The 10,805-nt window shown below is 39.9% G+C and carries 9 protein-coding genes; 5 read left to right on the plus strand and 4 right to left on the minus strand.

Annotation, left to right across the window (positions count from 1 at the left end):
* Window positions 1-46: 46 nt before the first annotated feature.
* Window positions 47-3,829 (minus strand): PAS domain S-box protein, encoded by a 3,783-nt coding sequence (locus FXW07_RS16500; RefSeq protein ID WP_229396464.1) that lies wholly within the window; start codon window positions 3,827-3,829, stop codon window positions 47-49.
* Between the two features lie 1,022 nt (window positions 3,830-4,851).
* Window positions 4,852-5,370: a hypothetical protein gene (locus FXW07_RS16505; protein ID WP_229396466.1), complete on the minus strand. Its 519-nt coding sequence runs from the start codon at window positions 5,368-5,370 to the stop codon at window positions 4,852-4,854.
* Between the two features lie 805 nt (window positions 5,371-6,175).
* Here FXW07_RS16505 and FXW07_RS16510 point away from each other — a divergent pair.
* From FXW07_RS16510 to FXW07_RS16530, 5 genes are all read left to right on the plus strand, one after another.
* A complete protein-coding gene (locus FXW07_RS16510; RefSeq protein ID WP_229396468.1) occupies window positions 6,176-6,658 on the plus strand; it encodes a peptidylprolyl isomerase in 483 nt (160 codons plus the stop codon).
* Between the two features lie 5 nt (window positions 6,659-6,663).
* Window positions 6,664-7,233 carry a peptidylprolyl isomerase gene (locus tag FXW07_RS16515; protein ID WP_229396470.1) on the plus strand — a complete coding sequence of 190 codons (570 nt, stop codon included), beginning with the start codon at window positions 6,664-6,666 and terminating at the stop codon, window positions 7,231-7,233.
* Between the two features lie 82 nt (window positions 7,234-7,315).
* The gene (locus tag FXW07_RS16520; protein ID WP_229396472.1) at window positions 7,316-7,828 is read left to right on the plus strand and encodes a peptidylprolyl isomerase; all 513 of its coding nucleotides are present in this window, start codon (window positions 7,316-7,318) and stop codon (window positions 7,826-7,828) included.
* Window positions 7,829-7,857: 29 nt separating this feature from the next.
* Window positions 7,858-8,265, plus strand: a complete 408-nt coding sequence (locus tag FXW07_RS16525) for an OB-fold nucleic acid binding domain-containing protein (RefSeq protein ID WP_229396474.1) — start codon at window positions 7,858-7,860, stop codon at window positions 8,263-8,265.
* A 186-nt stretch (window positions 8,266-8,451) separates the two neighbouring features.
* A complete protein-coding gene (locus FXW07_RS16530; protein ID WP_229396476.1) occupies window positions 8,452-9,630 on the plus strand; it encodes an NDP-sugar synthase in 1,179 nt (392 codons plus the stop codon).
* A 299-nt stretch (window positions 9,631-9,929) separates the two neighbouring features.
* On the opposite strand, the gene FXW07_RS16535 is transcribed toward FXW07_RS16530, so the two are convergent.
* Window positions 9,930-10,106: a hypothetical protein gene (locus FXW07_RS16535; protein WP_229396478.1), complete on the minus strand. Its 177-nt coding sequence runs from the start codon at window positions 10,104-10,106 to the stop codon at window positions 9,930-9,932.
* Between the two features lie 46 nt (window positions 10,107-10,152).
* A partial coding sequence (locus FXW07_RS16540) for a transposase (RefSeq protein WP_229396480.1) occupies window positions 10,153-10,805 on the minus strand: 653 nt, incomplete at its 5' end.

Below are 10,805 nucleotides of genomic sequence, written 5' to 3' on the forward strand. Positions count from 1 at the left end.
GAACAAGGCCCTTAGAGATCCGTTATAACAAATACAAATGGAGGCATTAGTCCATTAATTGTTTTAACGTAGCTTGTGTCTGATTATTAGCTTGTGTCTGATTATTATTTTCTTCTTTGACCGTGAACCTTATAGCAAATTGGGCTCCATCATTTCTTTTCAGCTCAAGTTCCCCATCTAACTGATCTACAAGGGTGGTTATCAACTGAAACCCAAGACTATCAAGATCTTCAATATTAAGGTCTTCAGGAATACCAACGCCGTTATCTGAGACGGTCAGAACAAAACTGGTATACCTATTGCATTCCTTTCTGTTTTCCCCATTTTCTTCTCTATGGAGTTCGATTTGGATCTCTCCATTGTCTCTGCCCGGAAATGCATGTTTTAGAGAATTGGAAACCAGTTCATTAACAATAATTCCTAGCGGGACAGCAACATCCATATCAAAGAATGCATTTTCTTCCAGATCCATTTTCAGGCTAGTGTTTTTGTTACTAAGGGTGTAAGTCTGGAAAAGGTTTTCAGCCAGCTCTCTTATGTATGCCGAAAAGTCCAGTGTCTCAGTTTCTTCTCCTTTATAAAGCTCTTCGTGAATAAGGGCCATAGATATAACCCGGTTCTGGCTTTCCCTGAAAGCCTCAGTAACTTTCGGGTCATTGAACTTATCAGCCTGAAGATCAAGGAGAGAAGAGATAACCTGCAGGTTATTTTTTATCCTGTGGTGGATTTCTTTCTTACGGGCAGTCTCGATATTTGCCAGAGCTTCTTCTGCCTTTTTCCTTTCAGTAATATCAAGAACAAAAGCTACGCCTTCATTACGTACCTGATCGAAGGTCGTTGCTCCAACAATGGCAGGTACTCGCGAGCCATCTTTACGGATGAATTCCTTCTCGTAAGGCGTATTTGAGCCTGTTAATTTGAGTTCCATTATGGCATGTTCATCCAATCGACTGTACTCCGGTGGAGTCATCTTGTTCCATTTAACCCTTCCAGCCTTCAAGTCCTCGCGCGTGTAACCAACTATATCCAGTAACTTGTCATTGGCATCGGTGACCGAACCGTCCAGGTTAAAATAAAATGCACCAATCATATCCGACTCGTAATACTGGCGCAAGCGCGCTTCACTCTCACGCAGTGCTTCTTCCGCCTTGATACGCTCAGTAACATCTCTTACAATAGCTGAAATGGCCACGAGTTTTCCAGCGATGTCAAACACAGGAGAGAGAGCTGCTGAAATATTTATAATAGTACCGTCCTTTCTTAACCGTGAGGTTTCGTAGTGCTGAATCTTTTTTCCCTGTTTGATCTTTTCGGAAAACTGCTTAATTTCCTCTTTGAACCTTTCTGGTTCAAGTATGGATACATTTTTTCCCAAAATTTCCTCGGCCGAATAACCATAAACCTGTTCTGCCGCCTTATTCCAGCTGGTAATGATACCCTCAAGAGACAGAGTTATAATAGCATCATTCGAAGATTCCACAGCGTTCGCCAGTATTTGAAGTTTCTCTTCTGCTCTTTTATGTTCAGTAATATCCTGAACTACTCCTTTTACTCGAATAGGTTTATTCTTTTCATCAAAAATAATTTCAGGTTGAGAATGGACTGTACGTTCTTCTCCATTAGCCAGGACAATCCTGTAATCAATACCAAGAGGCTTCTCATTTAAAGCTTTCTTGATAGCATTATCAACATAATCTCTATCGTCGGGGTGTATATAATTTAAAAGTTCTTTGTAAGTTGCGCCTGATTCATGAGGATTACGTTCAAAAATCCGATACATTTCATCGGACCAGTATGTTTCACCAGTTACGAGATCCCAATCCCAATTTCCAATCTGAGCTATCTTTTGAGCTTCAGAAAGGCGTTTTTCACTTTCCTTCAATGAATTGTAAGCTTTCTCAAGCTCTGATGTACGTTCTTTAACTTTTTCTTCTAGGTTCTCATGCACTCTTATTAGAGCTTCTTCTACTTTCTTAAGTTCAGTAATATCACGTGCAGCTGCAAAGACCCCAATAACCTTCCCATTCTCATCTCCATAAACGGAAGCATTGTACAAAACAGGAGTTATATGTCCATCCTTATGCCGAATCTCCAGAGGGTAGTCCCTGACTTCACCGTGCATGAACACCTGCTGATATCCTTTTCTAGCTTCCCCGGGCTCAGTGAAATAATCTGAAAAATCAGTCCCAATCAACTCATTTCTTGAATATCCAGTAACCAGTTCAGTAGCGCCACTAACATCCGTAATCTTACCATCACGTCCAATGGTTACTAAGGGGTCCAGGCTGGCTTCAATCAGACTACGATTATAAAGATTTGATAATTTCAGAGCTTTTTCCGACCTTTTTCTCTGCAGAGCCTGCGTCACAGCAGGCGCGATAGCTTCAAGATCTTCCTGCTGCTCGTAGCTATAGCCGTTTTCACGGTTTGCAACCGCAATCAAACCTATCGTTTTTCCATCCTGGACAAGGGGAACGCCAAGAAACGATGTAATCGGCGGATGTCCATGCGGCAAACCAATACTGTCGGGGTGTGATAATGGATCATTGGTAAAGAAACCTTTCTTGTTGTTAATGACACTGCCATAAAGGCCATGAACAGCAAAATCGGCAGGGGGACTACGATGTCCTTTCTTATCGTACATAAGGCACTGTTCCCATGCAAGCTCGCTTTTTGCAATATCGTGCAAGAACCCGTCAGCGCCCATTTCATTGATGAAACCAAACTGGCTGCTGGTTACTTCCAGGGCTACAGATAGACATGCTTCACCCAGTTCTTCTTCTGTATTTGCCTGTACCACGTTCCTGAAGATCTGATTGATTCCTTCAAGAATACGGTTGTATCTACGAATACGATGCTCTTCTTGCTTGCGCCTTGCGATATCACGAGCGACGTAAACACTCCCAATGAGTTTTTCTTCAGAATCGTATAGTGGCGAGATATTTACTAAGAAATTACCACCAAGACAACCTTCACAAATCTCTGCGGTGTGCTCGTCCCAATCCTTAAGCAGCTGCCTTTGTGGGCAAAAAGAAGGAGGTTTGTCTGTCCCATGGATAACACGATAGCAGGTTAACCCTATGCACTCTTCAGGTGTCATCCCTGATCTTGCCGCAATAGCTTTGTTCACACGAACAACTCTATGTTTATCGTCAATTATGGCTACCAGGTCTGGCACAGCATCAAAGGTATATTCCCAATTTTTTGCAGCCTGAATAGCTTCTTTTTCTGCTCTTTTTCTTTCGGAGTTTTCTATCCTCTCCCATTTTCCGTCCCTTTTGATCAAAGCAAATTGATGGCTGGATACTACATCAATAATCTCGACCGTACTGCACATATCGAGATAATATGGGCATAGGGCTATCACATGGTGTTTGTCGAGAATAGCATCTACTTTATTTTCATAATCAATAAATTCGTTCCAGCCTTCTTTTTCCAGCCAGCGATTGTCTCCTGCAACCCTCAGTCCATCATAACCCCTTGCCAGAGCCAGGTTAATTTTTTCAACCCAGCTATTTACAACTCTATCCAGATCGAAAATACCCTTCTTTAAAAATCCACTGGTGTAAGGGATGATTTCTATTTGTCCTTTCTCCAGATAAACATTAAAATCAGGAACAGCCCGTATCATGGATGTTTTTGCCTCTTCCACTTCAAGAGGCTGTGAGGTAATCCATATGCATAACTCGTTATTTTCCAGCCCGGCTTTAAAATAAGGAACAAGTATATCCATCAAATCTTCTTTTGTCTGGTAGAACTGGCAGAAGTGTGTTCCCCAGGGTACTTCGCCAACAGTATCAATCCCAGAACCTCGAGTGTTTATTCTCATGGGTATTGGCTCCGGGTTTTAAGAATACCAGGATAATTTTTTCTCATGGGCATTGTCTCCGGGTTTTGATAATACCAGGATAAAATTTGGCTCTTCACCATTCCCTATGGATAAGATGATATTCAATTCAAGGCCGCATTGGTTTTTATGAGAAAATTATGAGGATAGCTACACAAAACAACAAAGAGCAAAAATTTTTTTTGCACCAGTGTATTTGGTTTCATTTTTACTTTATGATTTCTATTATATCTAACTGCACTCTATAAAGGTCTCAAGAGAAACTCAATAGTGCATAAGTCCTCTCGAAAGCTTACTATAATATATTTTGTGAATTTAAGAAGATCTCTATTTGCCTTACAACTTTTTCTTTCTGACTACCGGAACTTATTATTTTGGAACTAACGGATTCTTATTCAAATTCTTTTACAGCCACAAGAACAAAAATGAATTGAAAATTATCTAAATAATAATATAAAAGTAATAGATATATTAAGTTTATTGATGTTAGTTACAGACTTTAGTTACAGGAAAGATTAATTCCCGCATCTCAAATGAGACACAACCAAAAAGCTGAGATTCCAAATGATTAACTGAGTTTTCTGATCCTGGAAAATAATCATGAAACTTTGCTGATTTAATTTTGCTGATTTAATTTTGCTGATTTAACTTTGCTGATTTAACTTTGCTGATTTAAGAAAGAATGGCTCTTCGCCATTCCCTCTGAACAAGAAGATTTCAATTCAAAACCTCATTGGTTTTTATGAGGACATTATGAGGATATTCGCAAAACAATGAAGACCCGAAAAAATTAGCTTTGAGATAAACTCATCAAGTAAACGATGGGGAAATTGAAACGATGAAGTAATTGAAACGATGGAGTAATTGAAACAATGAAGTAATTGAAACGATGAAGTAATTGAAACGATGAAGTAATTGAAACGATGAGGTGATTGAAACGATGAGGTGATTGAAACGATGAAGTAATTGAAAGGTCAGTTAATTAAAATTAATAAACTAATTAATTAACAGATAGTCTTATCCTCGCTATTGCAGGCAACTCTCAAACTCTTTTGGTTATAAAGATCTCTTTCCAGTGATTCTGTTTGTCCGATAGTATCTTCTCCCCACTTTTGTTTAACTGCCTCACTCCACTGAAGTTTATCGTCCCCAATCATAGATTTTGGAATTGCAAAAATGTTTTCTCTCGTTGTTCTGGAAATCCCGGATTTTGACAACTTATACTTATTCGTTTTCTGATCGTATACCATCTGGTGATCGAGTTTAAATGCACTAACTGCCTCGGAAAATTTACAGTTAACCTGGTTTAATTCTTCGTTTGGATCTTTTCCCTTCCTTCGCTTCATTTTTTCCATTTCAATCTCTTCTTTTCGTATATCCTCCAGGTACCATAAACTCCTATCAACTTCACTTTTAAATACAATCATATGCCATTTGAGAGACAACGAGTACGGTTTTCTTAAATATTCTTGCAATTCGGCAATCAGATCGGAATCATCTGTCGTACTTTCAATTTCTTCCATTATTCTTTTCATTTTGGCCAGATTTGCCTTCTGTCTTTCCTGACTTGTTACCATAGCTATCCACAACAGACTGATTTTTATTAGACTGTTATATACAGAAAGTATATTTTAAACCTTCGATAATAGACCATAAAAGTTAAATTTAGAAAAAATTTCGACTTGTTTGCCACAAAATATCACGAAAATCAGGGTCGCAGGAATAGTTGCTGTGATTTGAGCCTTTTCTCTGGTTTGAATTCATTTTTATTCTAGTACATCGATTCTCAAATATATACACAATAAGAAAATAAATACAGTTTATGACGCAAATATTATTTTCAAGTCACATGGAATTTTATAACACGGAAAACGCAGCCAGTCGCAGAGTGATTCTATCTGGATATTACAACCACGGAAAACACGGAAAACACGGAAGAAACACGCCTTTACTACTGATTTCCGTGTCTTCCGTGCTTTCAGTGGTTTTCAAAAAATTCATTTTGGACATACTTTGGAATCGATGCACTAGTGTCGAGTCAATCATCAAGGATTCAATAATTTCGAATAATTGCAATCGATTTTATACGATATTTTGTTGTTGACTCAACAGTAGGGCATGCGCTCTTTATTGTGGGGTTCGCATCTGTTTACTCATATATTGAATATCAAAAAGAATAATGGAACCAAATCTCAAATTAAAACTTAAAAATGAAGGTTACAGGAATTCCTGTAATTCCGGATTCTGAAATTTCTGTTTACTCGGTTTTTGACTTTTATTTTATCATCACGTTTATCTAGCATGTTCTCGTTTGTTTTATTGATTTATATGGCCGAGGATATAACAAAAGATACCAGTAGAATAATTAAGAATGGGGATACAGTCTCAGTTAATTATATAGGAAAACTTGAAGATGGTACAATCTTCGATACTTCCTTAAAGGAAGTTGCTATCGAGGCAGGGAAATACAATCAGATGAGAAATTATGAACCCCTTACATTTACCGTCGGCGTAGGCCAGATGATAAAAGGATTTGATGAGGGCGTTGTCGGAATGCAAGTGGGGGAAGAAAAAACCCTTACAATCCCGCCTGAAGAAGCATATGGAGAGTACAGAGAAGAATTTGCAAGAGAGATCCCGAATAATACTGTTAATTTTACTCCGGAAGTCGGGATGAAGCTGGCTACGGACAATGGTCTGACAGGCACTATCACGGATGTAAACGAAAATAACTTTGTTGTAGACTTCAACCATGAGCTTGCAGGCAAGACCCTGATTTTCTCAGTCACAATCGTTTCTGTGGAGGAGTGAAAGTGATGAAGGCCAGGAAAAAAGCAGTTTTCTTCATAGCTATACTGCTCCTGGTAAGTACAATTCTTGGCAGCGGATGCACGGATAGCGGGAGCAAGGGAGGAGACAGCAGAGCAGTAAAGTCCGGAGATTCTGTCAAGGTCGACTATACCGGGAAGCTTGAAGACGGCACGGTTTTTGATACCTCAAAAGAAGACATTGCAAAGCAAGCAGGTATATACGTTGAAGGACGGGAGTATACTCCTCTTAACTTTGTCGTTGGCTCGGGACAGATAATCCCTGGTTTTGACGAGGGCGTAATCGGAATGAAAGTAGGGGAAGAAAAAACCCTGACGATCCCTCCAGATAAAGCTTATGGGGAATATGAAGAAGCAAGAGTCCTGGCTGTCCCGATTGAAGAATTAAATCTAACAAACAGATCCCAAATTCCTGAAGTGGGACAAACCTTGGGAGATACGTACGGGAACCAGTACAAAGTAATAGCTGTAAACGACACGCATATCACTCTTGACGCCAATCATGAGCTTGCAGGCAAGACCCTGATTTTTGATATAAAACTAATCTCAATAGAATAAATTTAAGTTACTGAAGAGCAAATTGAGAGTTAGAGTATTTTTTTAAAATGTGCATCATTTCGGTATCCGGATAGATTTTGAAATGGCGTGGGTACCAGAGAAAAATGCACAGGAGAAAGAGATAATGGAAAATTCTCGTACTGTGAAAAAAGGGGATTACCTGCTTATTGATTATACTGGAAAATTCGAAGACGGAACGGTCTTTGATACCACTTTGAAGGAAAAAGCCCTCGAAGCAGGGATCTATGACGAAAAAAAAGGTTACCGACCTTTTTTTTTCAGAACGGATACATTCCAGGCAATAAAAGGTATCGATGTGGGAGTGCTTGGAATGAAAGAGGGTGAAGAAAAAACCCTCATAATTCCGCCTGAAGAAGCCTATGGAATGTATAAGAATTACCTTGTCCAGGAGATCCCTCTCGAAAAGCTTGGACTCCAGACCCCTCCTGAGCCAGGAACAAAAATCATAACACCTGCTGGGAGTGAGGTTAAAGTGCTCAACTCCACGGAAACTTCTGCTACCCTGGATTTTAACCATGAACTTGCAGGCAAAACCCTCATCCTTGAAATAAAACTGGTCTCGATCATAAACTGATTCCAGGCCCAAAATCAGGGGGGTAAAGGATGGAAAAAGAAGAAAAAGTAATGGTACTGCTGCTGTTCATGACATTGACTTCTCTTATGACAGCTTATCTTTGCTTTGGGTCGGAACTTACAGCTTCTGGACAGGAGACCGGAGAAGAAGCCACGCCGTATAGCCGTGAGTCCGGTGAAGGGGAGAAGGTGTTCCTTGAAGCCCAGGTTTTGAGCAAACGGTTAACCTATACAGGCGGGCACCTGCTTTTACAGGTAGACTGCAACTCCGAAGTCCTGAGCGTCTTTATTCCAAAAACCGCAGGCGCAGAAACTCTGAATAATTCAATTCAGAAAGGAGATTTCATCAGCGTAACTGGCACCGTTTCGGAGTATGAAGGGAAAAGGGAAATCAAGGTGGAAAGAAAAGAAGATATTCTTCTGAGTGATCAACATTAATCTGATTTCGTCATTAATCTGATTGTCATTAATCTGATTTCGTCATTAATCTGATTTCGTCATTAATCTGATTTCGTCATTAATCTGATTGATCGTCATTAATTGAATAACCATCATCAATAACCTTTGAGACGACGACAACAAAATCGTTAATAATATATTCATATAAGGACATCTGGGAAAAATATGAAAGCGTGTATCATGTGTGGAGGGGCTGGGACAAGGCTCAGGCCGCTAACTTTCAAGCATCCTAAACCCAGCATACCGATTCTTAATAAGCCGTCAGTCCTGCATCTGATAGAGCATCTTTCAAGGGAAGGGTTCAATGAAATAGTCATGACCCTGGGGTACATGGGAGATCTCATAGAAGAGCAGCTCGGAGATGGGCACATGTTTGGGGTACATATCGAATATGTGTATGAGAAAGAAAAACTCGGAACTGCAGGCGGGATTAAAAATGCTGAAGAGTACTTGAAAGACGAGCCGTTTATCGTGCTTGGTGGGGATCACGTCCTCAACCTGGACCTGCGGGAGATGTACCGTTTCCATGAAGAAAACGATGCTCCGGTAACCATAGGGCTTATTTCGATTGACGACCCGAGAGAATTCGGAATTGCGGATATGGACATTAACAACCGGATCCACCGCTTCCTGGAAAAACCGAAAGCAGGCCAGATATTCAGCAACCTTGCAAGCACCGGCATTTATGTTTGCAGCCCTTCGATATTTGAATGGATACCTGAAGGCAAGAAATTCGACTTTGCAAAAGACCTTTTCCCCTTCATGCTTGCAGCCGACAAAAAAATCAATGGTGTACTTGTGCGGGGACAATGGACTGACGTTGGAAGTTCGGCAGCTTACAGGCAGGCACAGCGCTGGATGCTCGATGCCCTTCCTGGAACAACAATCGAAGGGAATTTCACAACACGGAACGCAAGAATAAAAGGTCCTCTGTCCATAGGAAACAATGTATGCATAGGTTCGAATTCGTCCCTTGTAGGGCCAATAGTAATAGGGGAAAACACAACTATAGGCGATAACGTCCTTATCGGGCCTTACAGTGTTATAGGCTCAAACTGCACTATAGAGGACAATACAAAGATCCTTTCATCCTATCTTTTTGATAATGTGTCCATAGGAAAGGAATCCAATATCTCAGGCGGGGTAGTGGCAGATGAAACAATCATCGGAGAACACTGCTTCCTTGAAAATGGAACTGTTATTGGACATAAAGTACTGATCGGAAGTAATTCAACAATACATTCCGGAGTTAAGATCTGGCCCGAAGTCGTTATAGATAAAGACTCAAGCATAAAGGAAAACGTGATCAATTCCGGCTATGACGCTGCACATGAAGGTTCGTAAAATTTGGATTTCAAAGATTTGGATTTCAAAGGACAGAATCCAGTCTGAATAAATCAACTGGATTTCTGAATCCGCATTTTTCAGGTTGATTCAGGGTGAAATTGCTTTTTTGGAATCCGGGTTGATTCAGGGTGAAATTGTTTTTTGGAATCCGGGTTGATTCAGGGTGAAATTGCTTTTTTGGAAKCCKGGTTGATTCAGGGTGAAATTGCTTTTTTGGAAGCCTGGTTGATTCAGGGTGAAATTGCTTTTTTGGGACCCTGGTTGAATTTCGCTTTTCTGCTGTTTATTTTTCATATTCATCTTTTGACAGGCACCTGTGAAGTTTTCAGGACACGTAGAATAACAGACATACTGAACAGTATCTCCGAATAATATCTGGCTTTTGCATACGACAAGCTAATATTAATGACAAAAGTAGAATTGTTCCCATATTTTGTTGCGGGGTCACTATCAATAGCTCCCTGCTGCTCCATTGACCTACACCTCCACGTCACTGGTTCAATGGAGGTGGCCGCTTATTTACACATTTTTGTACCTTTTCAAGCATTCTTCATACATGTCTATCATGAATACCTTGAAACTCTCCTCTTCTTTATACAGGATAATCCATAGCAGTTGCAATACCTGTTCATAAGCGAAGTAGAAAAATCGAACATTTACATCTGTTGATTTGGATTTGATACGTGCCTCATCCTGAATTCTAAAACCAGTCTCAATTCTCCATCTTCTTTTATATGATGCAATAATATGGTCAAGATCAATTGTAGACTGATTAGTGGCGAATGCCCAATCATATGATTTGTCGCTTTGTTTATCGAATATTTGTTTCAGCAATGCCAGAGTGGTTTCACCTTTCAGAACCGTTTTATTTATGTTGAGCTTGAATTTGTATTGCATTGTTTTCTTTTCAGCTTCTTCCATTTGAGCAAGTTCTTTTCTAATTTTGGGGTTTTTTGGGACAAAAATCAGATATGGATACTTTGAATTGGAAAGTGTCAGCATGAGTTCTTTGCTGTAGAATCCCCTATCAAACAAAATTAGAGAAATCGATTTTACAATTGGTTCAATGACTGTAAGGCACCATGTCACAGTATATGCCATATTGTGCCCCATCCTAACCGGAACTGAAATAAGGGGAATTTTTTGTGGAATATCTGAACTGACAATTGAAC

Source organism: Methanosarcina sp. DH1 (assembly GCF_020804205.1).
In the GTDB taxonomy this organism is placed as follows: Archaea; Halobacteriota; Methanosarcinia; order Methanosarcinales; family Methanosarcinaceae; genus Methanosarcina; species Methanosarcina vacuolata.

What these genes read in the sequence shown, in the direction of transcription:
- FXW07_RS16500 (WP_229396464.1), bottom strand. Translation starts at nt 3,829, where the DNA reads ATGAGAATAAACACTCGAGGTTCTGGGATTGATACTGTTGGCGAAGTA.
- FXW07_RS16505 (WP_229396466.1), bottom strand. Translation starts at nt 5,370, where the DNA reads ATGGAAGAAATTGAAAGTACGACAGATGATTCCGATCTGATTGCCGAA.
- FXW07_RS16510 (WP_229396468.1), top strand. Translation starts at nt 6,176, where the DNA reads ATGGCCGAGGATATAACAAAAGATACCAGTAGAATAATTAAGAATGGG.
- FXW07_RS16515 (WP_229396470.1), top strand. Translation starts at nt 6,664, where the DNA reads ATGAAGGCCAGGAAAAAAGCAGTTTTCTTCATAGCTATACTGCTCCTG.
- FXW07_RS16520 (WP_229396472.1), top strand. Translation starts at nt 7,316, where the DNA reads ATGGCGTGGGTACCAGAGAAAAATGCACAGGAGAAAGAGATAATGGAA.
- FXW07_RS16525 (WP_229396474.1), top strand. Translation starts at nt 7,858, where the DNA reads ATGGAAAAAGAAGAAAAAGTAATGGTACTGCTGCTGTTCATGACATTG.
- FXW07_RS16530 (WP_229396476.1), top strand. Translation starts at nt 8,452, where the DNA reads ATGAAAGCGTGTATCATGTGTGGAGGGGCTGGGACAAGGCTCAGGCCG.
- FXW07_RS16535 (WP_229396478.1), bottom strand. Translation starts at nt 10,106, where the DNA reads ATGGAGCAGCAGGGAGCTATTGATAGTGACCCCGCAACAAAATATGGG.